Origin of the sequence: Nocardia aurea, assembly GCF_003123685.1 — a bacterium.
GTDB lineage: Bacteria > Actinomycetota > Actinomycetes > Mycobacteriales > Mycobacteriaceae > Nocardia > Nocardia aurea.
In genome coordinates, this window is the sequence record NZ_QCYJ01000172.1 from 190,148 (window position 1) to 208,368 (window position 18,221).

The 18,221-nt window shown below is 67.9% G+C and carries 15 protein-coding genes; 3 read left to right on the plus strand and 12 right to left on the minus strand.

The genetic code is table 11. The annotated features are described in order from the left end of the window. Window positions 1–31: 31 nt before the first annotated feature. The 9 genes from DAT37_RS42120 to DAT37_RS42160 all read right to left on the minus strand — a co-directional run bounded on the left by DAT37_RS42120 (window position 32) and on the right by DAT37_RS42160 (window position 11,214). Window positions 32–1,078, minus strand: coding sequence for an aldo/keto reductase (locus DAT37_RS42120; RefSeq protein WP_109530547.1), 1,047 nt, complete (start codon window positions 1,076–1,078; stop codon window positions 32–34). Beyond that, on the minus strand, window positions 1,075–2,118 hold the full coding sequence (locus DAT37_RS42125) for an aldo/keto reductase (protein WP_109530548.1): 1,044 nt from the start codon (window positions 2,116–2,118) through the stop codon (window positions 1,075–1,077). The genes DAT37_RS42120 and DAT37_RS42125 overlap by 4 nt, the downstream gene beginning before the upstream one ends. Window positions 2,119–2,128: 10 nt before the next feature. Further along, window positions 2,129–3,472, minus strand: a complete 1,344-nt coding sequence (locus DAT37_RS42130) for an NtaA/DmoA family FMN-dependent monooxygenase (RefSeq protein WP_109530549.1) — start codon at window positions 3,470–3,472, stop codon at window positions 2,129–2,131. After that, on the minus strand, window positions 3,472–4,812 hold the full coding sequence (locus DAT37_RS42135) for an LLM class flavin-dependent oxidoreductase (RefSeq protein WP_109530550.1): 1,341 nt from the start codon (window positions 4,810–4,812) through the stop codon (window positions 3,472–3,474). Before DAT37_RS42135 ends, DAT37_RS42130 begins: the two co-directional genes overlap by 1 nt. Then, window positions 4,809–6,002: an acyl-CoA dehydrogenase family protein gene (locus DAT37_RS42140; RefSeq protein ID WP_198654712.1), complete on the minus strand. Its 1,194-nt coding sequence runs from the start codon at window positions 6,000–6,002 to the stop codon at window positions 4,809–4,811. Before DAT37_RS42140 ends, DAT37_RS42135 begins: the two co-directional genes overlap by 4 nt. A 97-nt stretch (window positions 6,003–6,099) precedes the next feature. Beyond that, window positions 6,100–7,737, minus strand: coding sequence for a dipeptide ABC transporter ATP-binding protein (locus tag DAT37_RS42145; protein WP_109530552.1), 1,638 nt, complete (start codon window positions 7,735–7,737; stop codon window positions 6,100–6,102). Further along, window positions 7,737–8,600 carry an ABC transporter permease gene (locus DAT37_RS42150; RefSeq protein ID WP_109530553.1) on the minus strand — a complete coding sequence of 288 codons (864 nt, stop codon included), beginning with the start codon at window positions 8,598–8,600 and terminating at the stop codon, window positions 7,737–7,739. The genes DAT37_RS42145 and DAT37_RS42150 overlap by 1 nt, the downstream gene beginning before the upstream one ends. After that, window positions 8,597–9,550 (minus strand): ABC transporter permease, encoded by a 954-nt coding sequence (locus tag DAT37_RS42155; protein ID WP_109530554.1) that lies wholly within the window; start codon window positions 9,548–9,550, stop codon window positions 8,597–8,599. Before DAT37_RS42155 ends, DAT37_RS42150 begins: the two co-directional genes overlap by 4 nt. A 5-nt stretch (window positions 9,551–9,555) precedes the next feature. Beyond that, window positions 9,556–11,214 carry an ABC transporter substrate-binding protein gene (locus DAT37_RS42160; protein WP_109530555.1) on the minus strand — a complete coding sequence of 553 codons (1,659 nt, stop codon included), beginning with the start codon at window positions 11,212–11,214 and terminating at the stop codon, window positions 9,556–9,558. A 445-nt stretch (window positions 11,215–11,659) separates the two neighbouring features. Here DAT37_RS42160 and DAT37_RS42165 point away from each other — a divergent pair, with 445 nt between their 5' ends. Further along, on the plus strand, window positions 11,660–13,003 hold the full coding sequence (locus DAT37_RS42165) for a glycosyltransferase 87 family protein (protein ID WP_232840324.1): 1,344 nt from the start codon (window positions 11,660–11,662) through the stop codon (window positions 13,001–13,003). A gap of 246 nt (window positions 13,004–13,249) precedes the next feature. Here DAT37_RS42165 and DAT37_RS42170 read toward each other — a convergent pair whose 3' ends face one another. The 3 genes from DAT37_RS42170 to msrB all read right to left on the minus strand — a co-directional run bounded on the left by DAT37_RS42170 (window position 13,250) and on the right by msrB (window position 15,008). Beyond that, complete coding sequence (locus DAT37_RS42170; protein ID WP_109530556.1) at window positions 13,250–13,894, minus strand: hypothetical protein; 645 nt, start codon at window positions 13,892–13,894, stop codon at window positions 13,250–13,252. A gap of 149 nt (window positions 13,895–14,043) precedes the next feature. Further along, the gene (msrA, locus tag DAT37_RS42175) at window positions 14,044–14,559 is read right to left on the minus strand and encodes a peptide-methionine (S)-S-oxide reductase MsrA (protein ID WP_198654713.1); all 516 of its coding nucleotides are present in this window, start codon (window positions 14,557–14,559) and stop codon (window positions 14,044–14,046) included. Continuing rightward, on the minus strand, window positions 14,556–15,008 hold the full coding sequence (gene msrB / locus DAT37_RS42180) for a peptide-methionine (R)-S-oxide reductase MsrB (protein ID WP_109530557.1): 453 nt from the start codon (window positions 15,006–15,008) through the stop codon (window positions 14,556–14,558). The genes msrA and msrB overlap by 4 nt, the downstream gene beginning before the upstream one ends. Window positions 15,009–15,154: 146 nt before the next feature. Here msrB and DAT37_RS42185 point away from each other — a divergent pair, with 146 nt between their 5' ends. Both DAT37_RS42185 and DAT37_RS42190 read left to right on the plus strand, forming a co-directional pair. Beyond that, entirely contained in the window at window positions 15,155–16,777 is a 1,623-nt protein-coding gene (locus DAT37_RS42185) for an alkaline phosphatase D family protein (RefSeq protein ID WP_109530558.1), read from the plus strand. Window positions 16,778–17,053: 276 nt separating this feature from the next. Next, entirely contained in the window at window positions 17,054–18,178 is a 1,125-nt protein-coding gene (locus DAT37_RS42190) for a fatty acid desaturase family protein (RefSeq protein ID WP_232840325.1), read from the plus strand. Window positions 18,179–18,221 lie beyond the last annotated feature (43 nt).

Genomic DNA, 18,221 nt, shown 5'->3' on the forward strand with positions numbered 1-18,221 from the left:
GGATGGCGGTCGACGCCGTCGCCGCGGGGAACTATCGCGCCGCGACGACCGACCTGCGCAGGGCGGGTTCGGCGAGGGCGCGGGGAATCGCCCCCGTATCGCGTTCGCTGAAGATCGTGCCCGGCGCGACGATCTCGTCGATGCGGTCGAGCACGTCCGCTCCGAGTGTCACCTCGGCGGCGCGCAGGTAGGCGTCCAGGTGCTCCTCGGTGCGCGGGCCGATGATGGCGGCGGTGACGTCGCGGTGGGCGAGAACGAAGCCGACCGACAGCTCGATCAGGGACAGCCCCGACTGTTGCGCGAGTACGGCCAGCGCGTCGGCGGCGGCGAGTTTGGCGGCGTTGTTCGGCGAGTCGATGTCGAAACGTCCCGGGATCAGGTCGGCCCGGTGCGAATGCGGTTGCTGCGCTCCGATCCGGTACTTGCCGGACAGCCAGCCCGCGGCGAGCGGACCGTAGGTGATCACGCCGAGTCCGTATTTGCGCGCGACGGGCAGGGTCTCACGTTCGATACCGCGTACCAGCGGCGAATACGGAACCTGCTCGGTAGCGGGACGATTCAGTTTGCGCCGGTCGGCGACCCACTGCGCCTCGACGAGTTCGGCGGGCGAGAAGGCCGAGGTGCCGTAGTAGCGGATCTTGCCCGCGCGCACCAGGTCGTCCAGCGCGCCGACGGTTTCCTCGATCGCGGTCACCGATTCGGGCCGGTGCACCTGGTAGAGGTCGAGGTGATCGGTATCGAGTCGGCGCAGCGAATCCTCCACGGCGCGCGCGATCCAGCGCCGCGAATTGCCCCGGTGGGTGGGATCGTCGTCGACGGCATTGTGGAATTTGCTGGCCAGGATCACGGTGTCGCGGCGACCGCGCAGCGCCTTGCCGACGATCACCTCCGACTCCCCGCGCGAATAGGTGTCGGCAGTGTCGATGGCATTGATCCCGGCGTCGAGCGCGCGGTGGATCAGGCCGACGGATTCCTCGTGGGTGGTGCTGCCGCGTGTGCCGAAATTCATGGCGCCCAACACGTAGGGGCTTATCCGCACACCGGTGCGGCCGAGCGGGCGGAGGTCGGACAGGCTCATCGGAGAACTCCTGCGGGGTCGCGGCGGCGGGTGGCGGCATCGGTGAGCGAAGGCGGCAGATAGCCCTCGTCCGCGGGGCTGATCGTCACCCCGGGCGCGACGATCTGGTCGATGCGATCGAGGATCTCGGCATCCAGTCGTACGTCGACCGCCCCGAGTTGGGTTTCCAGGTGGTCGAGGGTGCGCGGGCCGATGATGACGGTGCTCACCGCGGGATGCTGGAGGACGAAGGCCAGCGCCAAGTGGACCAGCGTCAGGCCCGCGTCGTCGGCGAGTTTGGCCAGTTCCTCGGCGGCGGCCCGTTTGCGCTGGTTGGCGGCCAGTTCCGGATCGTGACGGTGTGGCTGCCGGTCGATCCGGCTGGATTCGGTCGCGGCCTCCCCCGCCCGGTATCGCCCGGACAGCCACCCGCCCGCGAGCGGACTCCAGGTCAGGACCCCGAGGCCGTACTGTTGCGCGATCGGCAGGGTGGCGCGCTCCGCGCCCCTGGCGAGAATCGAATACGGCGGCTGTTCGGTGACCGGCCGGTTCAGGTTGCGATCCTGGGCGACCCACTGCGCCTCGACCAGTTGGTGCGGTTCGAAAGTGGTGGTGCCGTAGTAGCGGATCTTGCCCGCGGCGACGAGGTCGTCGAGTGCGCGCAACGTCTCCTCGATCGGCACCTCGGGGTCGGGCCGGTGCACCTGGTAGAGGTCCAGGTGATCGGTGCCGAGGCGGCGCAGGCTGTCCTCCACCGCGCGCACGATCCAGCGCCGCGAATTACCCCTGGTATTGGGATCGGTGCCGATCTGACCGTGGAATTTACTGGCCAGCACTACTTCCGAGCGGCGACCGGCCAGCGCCTTGCCGACGATCTCCTCGTTCTCGCCCTGGGAGTAGACGTCGGCGGTGTCGACCACGTTGATCCCCGCGTCGAGTGCCCGGTGGATGATCCGCGCGGCGTCGTCGTGGTCCCGGTTGGCCCAGGCGCCGAAATTCATGGCGCCCAGGGTGAGTGGGCTGACCAGGACTCCGGTCCGGCCCAGATAGCGATGTGTCATCGTGGATCCGTCACTTTCTTGTCGTGGAAACTGTCTCGCGGGCAAAGGAGTTCGCCGGTTCCGGGAGACCGAGGTGACCGCGCAGGGTCTCGTGCTCGTACTCGTGACGGAACAGACCGCGACGGCGCAGCTCCGGCACCACCTGGTCGACGAAATCCTCCAGGTGCGAGGGCAGCACCGCGGGAATGATCGTGAAACCGTCGATCCCCGCGTTGCGGAACCACAATTCGATGTGGTCGGCCACCGATTTCGGGGTGCCCGCCACCACCCGGTGCCCGCCGAGGAATTCGGTCAGCAGACGTCGAACCGGATAACCGGTCTCGGTGGCATACCTGGTCAGCGAGTTGAAGAAACCCTGCGGACCGATTCGCCCTTCGGGCAGGACGGTCAGCCGCCGCGGCAGTGGCGCGTCCAGATCGATCTCGGCGTCCGGGTAGCCGAGCCAGGCGGCCAGTTCCCGGACCGGCGAACTGTCGGGGTGCAGCCTGCCCTGGAGTTCGTCGAAGCGGTCGCGAGCTTCGGCCTCGGTCGCGCCGAGTACCGGGATCAGGCCGGGGAGGATACGGATGGCATCGCCGTCGCGACCCGAATAGGTGGCCGTCGCGCGGATCTCCTCGGCGAATTCCCGGGCGGCGGACAGACTCAGCTGGGTCGTGTAGATCACCTCGGCGTGCGCGGCCGCGAAGGCCCTGCCCTGCGGTGAGGCGCCGGCCTGCACGAGGACGGGTCTGCCCTGCGGCGACCGGGTGACGTTCAACGGCCCCGCCACCGAATAGAATTCACCGCGGTGGCGCACCGCGTGCACCCGTTCGGGATCGGCGAACCGGCCGGACTCCTGGTCACCGATGATCGCGTCGGCTTCCCAACTGTCCCAGAGCTTCTCGGTGAGTTCGACGTATTCGGCGGCACGCCGGTAGCGCTCGTCGCGTTCGGGCAGCTGACGAATCCCGAAGTTGCGCGCGGCATTCGGTTCGAAGGTGGTGACCGCGTTCCATCCGGCCCGCCCGCCCGTCGCGTGATCGAGCGAAAGGATACGGCGCGCGAGGTTGTAGGGCAGGTTCAGCGAGGTGCTCGCGGTGGGGACGAGTCCGATCCGTTCGGTCGAGACCGACAGCGCGGCCGCGAGCAGGATCGGGTCGAGGGTGGCGGCGGGCGCACGGGCGATGCCGGGCTGCTGGACCGGGATATCGGGGAAGAGCAGCCCGTCGAGTGCGCCGCGCTCGGCGATCTCGGCGACACGCCGGTAGTGGTCGAGCCGGATGAAGGCGTCGGCGGGCAGTCCCGGTTCCAGCCATGCGGCCCGGTGATATCCGGCGCTGCCGATATTGACGAAGAACCGTAGTCGTCGGCTCATCACGCGGCTCCCTCGTGTCGACGCGCGACATGGTCCGGGGTGCGAAGCCCGAGATGGTCGCGCAGGGTGGTCCCGGAGTACTCGGTGCGGAAGACACCGCGCCGACGCAGGATCGGCACGACGCCGTCGACGAAATCGTCGAAGCCGCCGGGCAGGACATCGGGCATCAGGTTGAATCCGTCGGCGATGCCCTTGTCGACCCAGTCGATGATCGCGTCGGCGATCTGCTCGGGTGTGCCGGTGACGATGCGGTGTCCGGCCCCGCCGCCGAGTCGGCGCAGCAATTGCCGCACGGTCAGGTTCTCGCGCCGCGCGAGGCCGAGCGCGATCTTGTAGAAGGTCTGCGATCCGCCCGCCTCGTCGGGATCGGCCAGCAGGTGCCACGGCAGCGGCGAGTCCAGCGCGAGCGCGTCCTGCTCGACGCCGAGTTGGCTCGCCAGCCGGGCCAGCGCGTATTCCGGCGGCACCAGTTCGGCGAGCAGTTCGCGACGTTCGGCGGCCTGCGCCTCGGTCGCGCCGATCACCGTGGACAGTCCAGGCAGGATGACCACGTCCTCGGCACGCCGTCCCAGCGCCACCGCGCGTGACTTGATATCGCGGTAGTACTCGTCGGCCTCGCCCTCGGTCTGGGCCGCGGTGAAGATCACCTCGCCGACCCGCGCCGCCAGCGCGCGCCCGTCCTTGGACGCACCCGCCTGCACCACCACCGGCTCACCCTGGGGTGAACGCGGCACATTGAGCGCGCCCTCGACATCGAAACGGGCGCCGTGGTGCGCGGCCGGATGGATCTTGCCCGGATCGGCGAAGCGGCGATTCGCCTTGTCACCGAGCAGGGCGTCGGGTTCCCAACTGTTCCAGAGCTTTCGGACGACCTCGACGAATTCGGCCGCGCGCTCGTAGCGGGCGGCGTGTTCGGGTTCGGCGTCGTAGCCGAAATTGGCGGCGGCCTCGGTGCCCGCGGTCGTCACCACATTCCAGCCCGAACGTCCGCCGCTGAGCTGATCGAGCGAAGCGAATCGGCGGGCGACGTCGTAGGGATCGTTGTAGCTCGACGACAGCGTCGCGATCAGCCCGACCCTACGGGTGGCCGCGGCCACCGCGGCCAGCACCACCGAGGGTTCCAGGCTGTTGAAGGGCCGGTAGCGCAGGTCTTCCCGGATCGCGGGACCGTCGGCGAGGAAGACGGCGTCGAAGGTCGCCTCCTCTGCGCGCTTGGCGATGCGCACGTAGTGGTCGAGGGTGAAACTCGCGACCGGGTCGGTGCCGGGGAAGCGCCACGAGCCGCCGAAGACACCGGCGTTGAGGATATTGACGTTCAGATGGACCTGCCGTCGGGTCATACCTGTTTCTCCTGGGGGTCACGGCCCGCCGCGATCGCGGCGCGACCGAGGTTCGCCAGCACGAAATCGCTCTGCGGGGTGTGGATTCGGCCGACCATGGCGTCGCGGTGGTGCCGTTCCAGCGGATACTGCCGATCGAGGCCGGGGTTGCCGGTCAGGTCGAGCGCGGATTCGGTGACGCGGATGGCGGTGGTGGTGGCGACGTGTTTGGCCAGCCCCGGCAGCGGACCGTCGGGGTCGGTGCTCAGCGCGGCGACGCCTTGGCGAAGCAGCGCGCGGCTGGTCTGGATCCACGCCTCGATCTCGCCGACCCGATCGTGATAGCGCGGCACCGTCGCCAGCGACGCGCCCAGCGCGGTCGGCACCCTGGTGTGCAGGTAGCGGACCAGCCAGTCCCGCGCGGCGACCGCGACACCGTTGTAGTTCGCGGCCAGCAGCAGCGGCAGTGCCTGCCGTCCCGGCCTGCGTGGTTTCCCGGCGCCGTCGGCCGGATCGCGCAGTTCCACCAGACGCGCGTGCGGCACCACGGTGCCCTCGAAGACCACCGACTGGGTGTCGGAGGCGCGCAGTCCGAGGTGGTTCCAAGTCTTCTCGATACGCCAGTTCGTGGCGGAGCGGTCGAGCAGGAAGGTGGCGATGCGAGGGCTCGGTTCCGCGGTCGTCGTCGTGACCGTGAACCAGCTCAGGCCCGAAATGCCGGTGGCATAGGCTTTTTCGCCGTCGATACGCCAGTCGCCGGATGCCAGTCTGGTGGCGGTCGTCGCGGGCAGACCACCGCGCGAGAGGCTGCCGAGTTCGCGTTCGACCGCGAGGCCGTTGATCAACGCGCCGGACTCGGCCGCCGAGCGGAACACCTGTTCCTTCAGTTCCGCGGGCCACGGGCTGTCGGCACGCGCCAGCCCCAGGTGGTTGGTGTAGTTCCATTGCAGAATCAGTCCGACCGACGGGTCGGCGGCGCCGATTCTCTCGATCACCTCGACGGCTTCGGCGATCCCCGCTCCCCCGCCGCCGAATTCGGCCGGCACGACCAGGGCGGGCGCGCCGATCTCGGTCAGGGCGCGGAAGGCCGCGAACGGGAATGCCCCGGTGCGGTCGTGTTCCTCCGCGCGTTCGGCGATCACCGCCAGCGCCGCGGTGAACGCGGCGTCGTCGAGTCCGTGCGCGGTCCGCTCGGTTACCACGGCTGTCATCGGCGGTTCGCCTTCCTGTCGCTGTCGTCTCGGATGCGGGCGGCGCGAAGGTCCCGCGGTGGATTTCATTCGGTTCTCACGGTGGGCACCCGCGCTCTCAGACCCGAACCAGTTCGGGCGTCCGCGCACCGACACCGGGCACCGCGGCCAGCAGCCGCTCGGTGTACTCGTGTTCCGGCGCGGCGAAAACCGAGGCCACGGCGCCCGATTCGACGACACGCCCCGCGCGCATCACGGTGACCTCGTCGGCGACCAGTCGCACCACGCCCAGATCGTGGGTGATGAACAGATAGGTCAGCCCCTGTTCGTGTTGCAGATCGACCAGCAGTTGCAGAATCTGCGCCTGCACCGACACGTCCAGCGCCGAGACCGCCTCGTCCAGCACCAATACGCGGGGACCGGCCGCCAGCGCCCGCGCGATGGCGACCCGCTGTCGTTGCCCGCCGGACAGTTCGGCGGGTTTGCGGCTCAGGTGCGCGCGCTCGAGCGCCACCGAATCCAGAAGTTCGACCACCCGTTCGCGCCGTCGCGCCCGACCGTCGACCAGACCGAATGTCACCAGCGGTTCGGCGATGACCTGTTCGACGTCGAATCGCGGATCGAGTGAGGAGTACGGATTCTGGTAGACGAACTGGATGCCCTGGCGCACCACCCGCCACTGCCTGCGTGAACGCCCGCTGATCTGCTGTCCGTCGAACCAGACCGAACCGCTGTCGGGCGCGGTGAAACCGACGGCGATACGCGCGACGGTCGATTTTCCCGCACCGGACTCCCCCACGATGGCGTGGGTCGATCCGGCGGCGACGTCGATACGAACGTCGTCGACGGCGCGGAATCCCGCGGAACCGAAGGTTTTGGTCAGCCCCCGCAGGCTCAGCAACGGTGGGCCCGACGGCTCCGACACCGCGACCGACCCCCGTTTCCGGCTGGGCCGCAATCGCACGCTGTGCCGCGACGGCGCGGTCGCGACCAGCCTGCGGGTGTACTCCTCGCGAGGGTCGGTGAGTATCTGTTCGACACTCCCCTGCTCGACGATCCGCCCGTGCTGCATCACCAGCAGCCGGTCCGAACGTTCCGCGGCCACGCCGAGATCGTGGGTGACCAACAGGACTCCGAGGCCGAGCGTGGTGCGCAACCCGGCCAGGTGATCGAGGATGACCTTCTGCACCGTCACGTCCAGCGCCGAGGTCGGCTCGTCGGCGACCAGCAGCGCGGGATCGTTGGCGAGGGCGATCGCGATGAGCACGCGCTGTTTCATCCCGCCGGACAGTTCGTGCGGATACCGCTCGTACACGCGCTCCGGGTCCGGCAGACCCGCAAGCTCGAGTTTGGCCATGGCCAGTTCCCGCCCCGGGCCCGAGGCCATCCGCCGATGCAACCGCAATGCCTCCAGCACCTGCGTGCCCACCCGTTTGACGGGATTGAGGGAGGTGCCGGGATCCTGCGGCACGAATCCGACGAACGGCCCGCGCAGCCGAGCCAGTTTGCGGTCGTTCCACCCCGTGGTGTCGCGGCCGTCGAGTTCGAGTGCGGTGGCACGTGCTCGCGCACCGGGTGGCAGCAGATGCAGGGCGGCGTGGATGGTCGTGCTCTTACCGGATCCGGATTCGCCGACGATGGAGACGAATTCGCCCGGCCGCACGACCAGCGACACGCCGTCGACGGCGTTGTCGGCCCCGGGCCGGTATCGCACGCTCAGATCCTGGACCCGGAGCAGGGGTTCGTTCGCGCTCATCACAACTCTCCTAGCGATCGGCCGATCCTGTTGGTGGACAACACGACTACGGCGATCAGCACGCCGGGCAGGATGGAGATCCACGGGTAGGTCGCCAGGAAATCTCGGCCTTCGGCCACCGCGAGTCCCCATTCCGGCTCCGGTGGCGGTGCGCCGTAACCGAGGAAGCCCAGTGCCGCGACCGCGAGCACCGCCGTGCCGCATTCCAGCGCCGCCAGCGACAGCACCGCCGAGACGGAATTGGGCAGCACGTGGCGCAGGACCACCCGGCCGAATCCCGCGCCGGACCCGTAGGCGGCTTCGACGTAGTCGCTGCGCGCCACCTTCAGCACTTCCGAGCGCATCACCCGCGCGAACGCGGCCACCGCCGAGATACCGACGGCCACCGCGATATTGAGGGTGCCGTAGCCGAGCGCGGTCACCACCGTCATGGCGAGCAGCAGCGCGGGAATCGCGAGCAGCACGTCGACGAAACGCATGACGACCGCGTCGACCCGACCTCCGACGAATCCGCTGAACAGCCCGATCGACGCGCCGATCACGAAACCGAGGGCGACCGCGATCAGGGTCGCGCTCACCGTGGTCGAGGTGCCGTGGATGGTGCGGGCCAGCAGATCCCGGCCGAGTCGGTCGGTGCCGAACCAGTGCGCCGGGCTCGGCGCCTGGAAACTGGCGTCCGAATCGCCTTCGTTCGGGTCGAACGCGGTGAACCAGGACGGTGCGAGTGCCCAGGCGACGACGGTCGCGATCACCAGCCAGGACAGCGTCAGTCCCGGCGCCGCGACGACCGCGCGCGCCACCCGGCGCACCCGCTGCTCGGCGGCGACGGCGGTGGTATCGGCGGGTATCTCCAGAACGGTCATGCCGGTACCCCTGTCCGCAGGCGGGTCCGCAGCCGGGGATCCAGCAACGGGTAGACGAGGTCGACCGCGAAATTCACCACCACGAAGATCACGGCGGCGAAAACCACCACCGCCTGCACGAGCGGAACGTCCTGGGTGCGAACGGCGGTCTCGGTCAGCCTGCCCAGACCCGAACGGGAGAAGACGGTTTCGACGATCACGGCGCCCGCGAGCAGATTGCCGAAGGTGACACCGGCGATGGTCAGCGCGGGCAGTCCCGCGTTCTTCAACACCTCGCGGACCAGCACCCACAACCTGGTCGCCCCCTTGGCGACCGACACAGTGACATAGCCGGATCGCAATCCCGAATCGAAATTCTTGATCAGCAACTGCCCGATCGGCGCGGAGACCGGGAGCGCCAGGGTGATCGCGGGCAGGACCAGCGAGGCGAACCCGTCGTTGCCGATCGGCGGGAACCAGCCGAGCTGGAACGAGAACACTTGCAGCAGCGCCAATCCCACCAGGAACACCGGTACCGAGACACCCGCCGCGGGCAGGCTCGCGACCAGATCCGCGACCCTGCGGGTGCGGGTGTAGCCCGCCGTCAACGCCACCGCGAGAGCGATCACCACGGCGAGCACCAGGGCGAAACCCGCCAGCGCCGCGGTCTGCGGGAGCACCGACATCATCAGCGGCAACACCTGTTCACCGCTGCGGGTCGACGCCCCGAAATCTCCCTGGACGGCATCGAACAGACGGTGCAGGTACTGGCCGATCAGATGTTGATCCAGCCCGTAGTACTCGCGGGCGTTCGACTTGTCCTGCTCGGTGATCAGATCGCCCTGGGTGGGGTCGAACAGCACGTCGACCGCGTCGTAGGGCAGCACGTAGAGCAGCACGAAGGTCACGGTGTAGGCGCCCCACACCACGAAGACCGCCTGCCCCAGCTTGGCGAACACATACCGGACCATGGGGGCTACCTCGGCTCGATCCAGGTGTCGTAGAAGACATTGCGCGACTGCGCCTCGTAGCCGATGTTGTGCACCTTGGGGCTGGCCGCGGTCACCTGGGCCGGGTTGTAGACCGGGACGGTCAGCACCTGATCCACCAGCAGGAACCGTTGCGCCGCTTCGGCGGCGGCGGCCCGGCGGCCGGGGTCCAGGGTTGTGCTCACGGCGCTGAGGGCCGTGATCGCCTGCTGGTAGAGGGGATCGGTCTGCGCGAGTTTGGACATGTTGCCGTACTGCGGCGAATACACCTGCTCGAGTACCGCCACATCGGCGCGACTCTGATTGGCGACCTGGATATTCCAGCGCTGCTGCTGGGTCGCCGCCGCGGTGTAGTCGGGAATGGGCAGCACGTTCAGCTTCAGATCGATGCCGATCTTGCGCAGATCCTGCTGGATCAGTTCGTAGGCGGGCTTGTTGTTGACCAGGTTGTTGATCCCGAGCAGCGACAGTTCGAGTCGCCTGCCGTCCCGGTCCACCCGGATTCCGTCCGAACCCTTCGTCCAACCGGCCGACTCCAGGATCTGCTCGGCCTTCTTCTGATCCTGTTTCAATTCCGCGCTGAAATCGACGTAGCCGGGAACCCGCGAGGAGATCACCGAACTCGACACCTTGTAGCTGTCGGTCAGCACCGTCTTGGCCAGCGCGTCACGATTCCAGCCGAGTTTGACCGCTTCCCTGACCGCGCGATCATTGGTCGGGAACAGATCGGTCTTGAGATCCAACGAGATATCGCGCCCCGGAATGAGTTGGGGGACGATGCGATAGCCCTCGTTGCGCAGCGGGGTCTCGTCGGTGTTGTTCACGTCGAGAATGGCGTCCACCTGGCCCGACCGCAACGAGCCGGTCCGCACTCCCGCCTCGGGGATGACGTCGATCTCGACGGTGTCGAGATAGGCCTCGCCGCTGTGTTTGCGGCTCGCGGGCGCCCAGTTGTATCCGGCGCGCTTCTTCAGCACGGTCTTCTGCTGGTAGACGTGTTCGGTGACGGTGAACGGCCCGGTCGTCACGAGATTCCGCGCGAGGCCGCGCTGATCCTTGGGCAATTGCAGTGTCGAATGCCCGACGATTCCGGAGAAGTAGAGCGAGAGCGCTTGCAGGAAACCGGCGTTCGGTCGGTCGAAACTCACCTTCACGGTCAGCGGGTCGACGACGACGGTATCGCGGTAACCCACCCAGTAGGCGGTGACCGGAATGATGCCGAGTTCCTTGTTCCCCCGCCCGAGCAGGTCGAAATTCTCCTTGACCGAATCGGCGGTGAATTTGCTTCCGTCGCTGAAGGTCACATCGTCGCGCAGGTGGAAGGTGAATTCGGTGAGCCGGTCGTCGATCTCCCACGATTTCGCCAGCCACGGCTCGATCGCGCCGGTCTCGGGATTCTGGTAGGTCAATTTGTCGGTGATATTGCTGGTGATCAGCGATTCGGGGTAGGAGCTGCCCGAATGCGGGTCCAGATTCGCCGGAGCGTCGAGCACGGCGAAACGCAACGAGCCGCCCGCCACCGGGGTGGCACTGTCATCGGCCCCGGTCACCCGGTTGCCGGAGGCCGCGCATCCGGTCAGTACGGCGGCGGCGATCGCCGTCGCCGTCGCGAGCACCGTGGCTCGGACGAACAAACTTCGTGACATCTGGGGAACTCCTGGGTAATCGACCTCACGTGCGAACTCCACGCGAAGGCAGGAAGGACGGTGGCTGTGACAGACCGAAGGTGACGGCCCGAAGGCGGCAGTCGGACGGGGGCGGGGCGAGGCGATCAGCGACAACAGCGGGCGGCCGCACAGCGGACGCACCGGGAGAACGAGCGGCAGGACGTGGAATGCCCGACGTTCATGTGCCGCTCCCTTCGTGATCTTCGAATCGAACGCGCCTCTGCGCTCCGAAGTGAGTGTGCACAGCGGTCGAGTGGAGAACAACCAAGCTTTCCTACGAGATTCATTCAGTTTTGGTGAAGGACCGGACAGGAGAATGTGCTGAATGTTTGCCAGAATGGCGAAGACCCCGCCGCGCGGTCGCGATACGCACCGTGCGGCTAGCGTGGGAACGCGAATCAGAAGCCGAACGCAGGGAGTGAGCGTGCCGTTGTCGATGATCGCCGAAGCCGAAGCAACCGTCTCGGCCCCGGACTCACCACGACGACGTTCCCTCGGCACCCCCGCGTACCTGGCGATTCTCGTCGTCGGCGCGATCGCGGGCGGCTGGTACCTGAAACTGGTGCTCGACCTGCCGCAGGTGCTCATGCACCTCAAGGATCTGAGCGTGTATCAGATCGCGGGCAACCGGGTCGCGGACGGCGATTCCGTCTACGACACCCCGCTGCTCGGTAATACCCGCGGTGTGTGGGAATTCGTCTACACACCGTTCGCCGCGCTGCTGTTCGTCCCGTTGGGCGGGCTGCGCGGCGACCTCTACACGTTCGTGGGCGGGTTCGGCAATTTCGCGATGCTCGCGGCCTCGTCCTCGGCCGCGCTGTGGATGCTCGGTTACCGCCGCGACCTGCGCCTGGCATTCGCGGGCGTCGGGATCGCCGGAATATTGCTGTGGTGTGAGCCGGTGCGCAGCACCATGGGCTTCGGGCAGATCAACATACTTCTGCTGCTGCTCGTACTCGCGGATATGGCACTCCCGGATTCCGCGCGCGGCAAGGGCGTCCTCACCGGTATCGCCGCCGGGATCAAACTGACCCCCGCGTTCTTCGTGCTCTACCTGCTGGTCACCCGCCGCTACCGGGCCGCCGCCGTCGCGACCGGCTCGTTCGCCGCGACGGTCCTGCTCGGGTTCGCCGCGCTGCCGAAGGACTCGCTGACCTTCTGGAGCGGAGCGTTCGCCGACCCGGCACGCGTCGGGCTGCCGGAGAATCTGTCCAACGAATCGCTGCGCGGCCTGATCGCCAGGGCGGTGGGCGTCGACGGCGGCCACCAGCTGCTGTGGCTGGCGGGCGCGGCCGCGGTGGCGGCGCTCTGCCTCTACCTGGCGCGGCGGCTGTCGCTGCGGGGATACGAACTGCACGCGGTCGTGCTCTGCGGTCTGACCACCACGGCGGTGTCACCGTACAGCTGGGTGCACCACTGGGTGTGGGTCGCGCCGCTGCTGATCTGCCTCGGCGAGGTGGCGGTGCGGCGTCGCGGCGTACTCGCTCCGCTGCTGCTGGTCGGCGCGGGCGTCACGGTGTCCGGCGGACTGCTGCACTACTTCGGACCGAGCATGGATACCGTCCTCGACATCCGCGGGCCGTTCGAAGTGGTGTTCCGCAACGCGTACCTGGTGATGACACTCGTCCTGTTCGGCGCGGCCGCGCTGTTCCTGCGCGGCGCCTCCGGGCGGGGTGGTGCCGAGGCGCCCGAGGCGGACGGAGGGGTCCCGGGCGGCGAACCTGCTCCCGCCGGGGCGAGCGTCGCGGAACGGGCGAAGGTCGGCTGAGACCGGGCGGGCTTCGGAACCGGAGTCGTTGGTGACCGTCGCCGAGTACAGTGCGCGGCGCGCTGCCTTGTCAGGCGAGTCGCGAGCCATCGGAGGCTGGACCACGTCGAGAACGAGCGCGACGAGCCGTCCGGACTGGCGCGCGGCGAGCCGTCGTCAGGCGCGCGGCACGCCCTCGGAACAGTCGCGTGGCCGGGCGCGGGAATGAATCGGACGCCGCTGCCCCGGCGGCTCACTCGCCCAACCTCAGAAGGGCCACTCGGCACAGGAGTCGCCGCCGAATCGCAGCCTCGCGTGTTCGCGCATGCGGCGGCCGTACACCTCGTGATCGGAAAGGGCCGTATACGTCGGGAATTCGGCGGTGAACAACCCCGCGGTGTGCGCCAGGTAGACGTCGAATCCGGGATACATGAGGCCGACGAACGGCAGATCGTCCACGTCGACGGCGAGCACCGGATACTCCCCCGTGGAATCGGGATCGCCCACGGCCAGTACCCGGCGGGAGTCCGAACCGCCCGGCAGGAGGAAACATTCGGGGAAGCGTCGCGCCAGCGGGGCGAACTCCGACGCCCACGGCGGACCCAGTTCCGCGTCGACCAACTCGTCCAGCGGGCGCGGGGCGAGACCTCCGTCCGCGTCGAACCACCCGTGGCGCTCGAGCAATGTCGTGTCGAAGGCCAGCCACGCCCGAAGACTCGGCGACAGCGGCCTTCCAGAGGGAAAAGCCAACTCCCCCAACATATCCGGCGATATCGGACGTCGCGTTCCGGCGACCCACGGGATGTTCCGATAGTCGAGTACGGACGCGTCGGGATCCCGCCGCACGATCTCGATCACGCGCTCGGTCGATTCCACTCCGTGCGCGGCCTGCCCCGCCCCGTCGATCAGCATGGCCGGACGATATCAGCGCCCGCCGACGAACTCCGGGCGCCTTCGGTGCGGCCGGGATCGTCCACCGCGCCACGGGTGATGGACGGCGTCCGACGAAAAACCGCGCCACCCGATCGGGTGGCGCGGTCGTTCTCGTGTCTACCGGAACATCACGAACCGGTGGTCTGCCGCTTGGGCAGCTTCCAGTCCGGGCGCGGGTAGTGGCAGGTGTAGCCGTTCGGGAACTTCTCCAGGTAGTCCTGGTGCTCGGGCTCGGCGTCCCAGAACGCACCCGCCGGGGTCACCTCGGTGACCACCTTGCCCGGCCACAGGCCGGAGGCGTCCACGTCGGCGATGGTGTCGAGGGCGACGCTCTTCTGCTCGTCGTCGAGGTAGAAGATCGCCGACCGGTAGCTGGAGCCGATGTCGTTGCCCTGGCGATCCTTGGTGGTCGGATCGTGGATCTGGAACAGGAACTCCAGCAGCGCCCGGTAGTCGGTCCGCGCGGGGTCGTACTCGATCTCCACGGCCTCCGCGTGACCGGGATGGTTGCGGTAGGTGGGGTGGTCGTTCTGTCCTCCGGTGTAGCCGACCCGCGTCGACACCACTCCGGGGCGCTTGCGGATCAGGTCCTGCATGCCCCAGAAACATCCACCGGCCAGAATCGCCTTCCGCGTCTCGCTCACGCGTCCTCCTTCGTGAAAATAGTCCGGTACTGCCCGTAACCCTGCGCCTCGAGGTCGTCGAGGCGGATGAAGCGCAGCGCCGCCGAGTTGATGCAGTATCGCAGCCCGCCCGCCTCGCGCGGCCCGTCGGTGAACACATGCCCGAGGTGGCTGTCACCGTGGGTCGAACGCACCTCGGTGCGGACCATCAGATGACTGAGGTCGCGCTTCTCGACCACGTTCGCGGCATCGATCGGCTTGGTGAAACTCGGCCATCCCGATCCGCTGTCGAATTTGTCGACCGAGGCGAACAACGGCTCACCCGATACCACGTCGACGTAGATACCCGGCTCGTGATTGTCCCAGTACTCACCGGTGAACGGCCGTTCGGTGCCGTTCTCCTGGGTGACGTGGTACTGCTCCGGCGACAGGGCCGCCGCCGCGGGATTCCGGTTGTATTCCTGTGCCACATGACCTCCTCATATCGACTACCGGTACAACGAGCTCCCCCGCGCGGAAAGTCCCCGCCGCCCGGGGACGTCACATTTCCGTCATCTCCGATCCGGCATCGGCTTTCGCCGCGCCTCGCGCGACCGGGCGACGTAACGTCGTTCACATGCCGGAGTTGGTGCTCGGCCCGGTGTTGCGTCACGTCGACGCGACATCGGCGACCGTCTGGGTGGAAACGAGCGATTCGTGCGACGTGGTGATCCTGGGGCGAAGCGCCAGGACGTTCCGGGTCGGCGAGCAGCATTTCGCGTTGGTCGTCATCGACGGTCTCGAACCCGACGCGTCGATCCGGTACGAGGTGCGTCTCGACGGGGCGGTGGTGTGGCCGGAACCCGGGTCGGATTTCCCGCCGAGCCGTATCCGCACGGGGACCGTCGAGACGATCCTGTTCGGCTCGTGCCGGGCCGCCAAGTCCGCTCCCGGCGCGCTGGAGGCCGACCGACTCGGCCCCGACGCGCTGGACGCCTACGCGTTGCGGATGAAGCTGCTGCCCGAGGATCGGTGGCCCGACGCGCTGGTACTGCTGGGTGACCAGGTCTACGCCGACGAGCCGACGCCGCATATGCGGGAATGGCTCGCGCGGCGACGTGGCGAGGAGGAACCGCGGGACGAGGTGGTCTCGTTCCGGGAGTACGGCGAGCTCTATCACGAGTCGTGGTCGGATCCGGAGATCCGCTGGCTGATGTCGACGGTGCCGACCTCGATGATCTTCGACGACCACGATGTGCGCGACGATTGGAACACCTCGCTGACCTGGCGCGCGCAGATGGCGGAGAAACCGTGGTGGGACAGACGCATTCGCGCCGGACTCGCCTCGTACTGGGTCTACCAGCATCTCGGCAATTTCGGACCGGCGGAATTGGCTGACGACGAACTGTTCCGCGAGATCAGCGCGGCCGACGGTGACGTGCGCGACCTGCTGGAGGATTTCGCCGGGCGGGCCGACAAGGAACTCGACGGCCGTAAACCCACCCGGTGGAGTTACCGACGCGATTTCGGCCGGATCCGCCTGCTGGTGATCGATACCCGCAACGGCCGCATCCTCGACGGTCAGCGGCTCATGGTCGGCGCCGAGGAATTCGCCTGGATCGAGGACAACGCCGCGGGCGATATCGACCACCTGCTGATCGGATCGTCGCTGCCGTGGCTGATGCCTCCTTCCCTGAGCCACTTCCAGTCGCTCAACGAGCGCGCGGCCGGTCTGCCCGGATGGCGGGGACGGCTCGGGGAGAAGGTCAGGCAGGCGGCCGATCTCGAACACTGGCCCGCGTTCCGCGCGTCGTTCGAACAACTCGCGGATCTGATCCACCGGATCGGCACCGCGCCCGGCGCACCGAGCACGATCTGCGTGCTGTCGGGGGATGTGCACCACAGCTACGCCGCGCGCGCCGGCTACCCCGATCCGACCGAATCCGATGTGCTGCAACTGGTGTGCTCCCCCGTGCACAACGATCCACCCCGGTACATGCGCCCCGCGTTCGCGCTGTCGTGGGCGAAACCGCTCGCCTCGGCGTTGCGATGGCTGGCGGACCGGCGCGGGATCTCCCCGGATCCGGTCCGGTGGAACAAGGTGAGCGGGCCGCATTTCGGCAATTCGATCGGCTGTCTGCACATCACCGGCAGATCCGCGCGCTTCACCCTGGAAACGGTGAGCGAGCGGAAAGGACTGTTCCAGGTGGCCGACGTGGCGTTGCCGTCACCCGGCACGGCGCCGCCGAAGGGTCGGTGAGGGCGCTCAGCGGGTCCGCGCCGGGTTCGGAGGGCTCCTCGGCGACCTCCGACAGCGGAAACGTCACCGGAATGTGTCATCGAGCGACCTGGAGTTCACCCGACGGTGGTGTATTCGCTGGATACTGGTGTCGGAGGCGCGGGGTGCGATTTGCGTATTTCCCGCGGCCCGCTAGGGTCTGCGCAGGCTCGACGGAGGGACAGTCGCGGCCTGAACCGACAATGACGCATAGGGATGTGCAGGCCACCCGTGGTAATTGACAGCACTGCCGATCGGGTGACGCCGAGTTCCGGCGCCGGGACGAGCGCGCTGGTCGCGGAGGACCGCGACGACGCGAACGAACAGTCACCGATATCGACCGGGCCGCGGACCAAGGCGCGTGGCAGCGAATTCTCGGTCCTGCTGCGCCGTGTTCGCGAGGCCGGACTGTTGGATCGGCGTTCGCGGTACTACACCTGGCGCATCGCGCTGACGGCGCTGGCGTTCGTCGGCGGCTGGACGGCGTTCGTCCTGCTGGGCGATTCGTGGTGGCAACTCGGCGTCGCCGCCTTCCTCGCGGCGGTCTTCGCCCAGCTCGCGTTCCTCGGACACGACGCGGGCCACAAGCAGATCTTCGCCAACCGCAGAGCCAATTACGTGTTCGGGGCGATCGCGGGGAATCTCGCTATCGGCTTGAGCATCGGCTGGTGGGTGGCCAATCACAATCGCCACCACGCCCACCCCAATACCGAGGGCGCCGACCCCGATGTGATGGGTGTGCTCGCCTATTCCGGCGAACGCGCCCGGACCGACCGCACCTTCCGGCGATTCATCTTCCGATACCAGGCGTGGCTGTTCTTCCCGCTGCTGCTGCTGGAAGCGGGCAGTCTGCACTTCGCGAGCGTCAGGGCGGTACTGCGCTGGCCGATCCCGAACCGGGTCTGGGAGGGCGTGTTGCTCGCCGCCCATTTCGTGGGATATCTCGCGACGGTCTTCCTGGTGCTGTCACCGGCGAACGCCCTGGTGTTCATCGCCGTCCAACAGGGGCTTTTCGGCTTCTACATGGGCTGCACCTTCGCCCCGAACCACAAGGGCATGGAAGTGCTGCGACCGGGCAATTCCGTGGATTTCCTGCGCAGGCAGGTCCTCACTTCCCGCAATGTCATCGGCGGACCGGTCATCGATACGGCGATGGGCGGGCTGAACTATCAGATCGAACATCACCTGTTCCCGTCCATGCCGCGCCCCAACCTGCGCCGGGCTCAGCCGATCGTGGAGCAGTTCTGCGCCGAACGCGACATCCCCTATCTCCAGACCGGCCTGATCGCCTCCTACGCCCAGGCGCTCGCCGCGCTCGACGCCGCGGGCAGATTCGCGCGACCGGGCGCGGTGGCGAACGCCGAAGCCCACGCGGGCGTGTGATCGACGGTCGCCCGGACCTGTGCCGGGCGACCCGCACGGTCAC

What these genes read in the sequence shown, in the direction of transcription:
- DAT37_RS42120 (WP_109530547.1), bottom strand. Translation starts at nt 1,078, where the DNA reads ATGAGCCTGTCCGACCTCCGCCCGCTCGGCCGCACCGGTGTGCGGATA.
- DAT37_RS42125 (WP_109530548.1), bottom strand. Translation starts at nt 2,118, where the DNA reads ATGACACATCGCTATCTGGGCCGGACCGGAGTCCTGGTCAGCCCACTC.
- DAT37_RS42130 (WP_109530549.1), bottom strand. Translation starts at nt 3,472, where the DNA reads ATGAGCCGACGACTACGGTTCTTCGTCAATATCGGCAGCGCCGGATAT.
- DAT37_RS42135 (WP_109530550.1), bottom strand. Translation starts at nt 4,812, where the DNA reads ATGACCCGACGGCAGGTCCATCTGAACGTCAATATCCTCAACGCCGGT.
- DAT37_RS42140 (WP_198654712.1), bottom strand. Translation starts at nt 6,002, where the DNA reads ATGACAGCCGTGGTAACCGAGCGGACCGCGCACGGACTCGACGACGCC.
- DAT37_RS42145 (WP_109530552.1), bottom strand. Translation starts at nt 7,737, where the DNA reads ATGAGCGCGAACGAACCCCTGCTCCGGGTCCAGGATCTGAGCGTGCGA.
- DAT37_RS42150 (WP_109530553.1), bottom strand. Translation starts at nt 8,600, where the DNA reads ATGACCGTTCTGGAGATACCCGCCGATACCACCGCCGTCGCCGCCGAG.
- DAT37_RS42155 (WP_109530554.1), bottom strand. Translation starts at nt 9,550, where the DNA reads ATGGTCCGGTATGTGTTCGCCAAGCTGGGGCAGGCGGTCTTCGTGGTG.
- DAT37_RS42160 (WP_109530555.1), bottom strand. Translation starts at nt 11,214, where the DNA reads ATGTCACGAAGTTTGTTCGTCCGAGCCACGGTGCTCGCGACGGCGACG.
- DAT37_RS42170 (WP_109530556.1), bottom strand. Translation starts at nt 13,894, where the DNA reads ATGCTGATCGACGGGGCGGGGCAGGCCGCGCACGGAGTGGAATCGACC.
- DAT37_RS42185 (WP_109530558.1), top strand. Translation starts at nt 15,155, where the DNA reads ATGCCGGAGTTGGTGCTCGGCCCGGTGTTGCGTCACGTCGACGCGACA.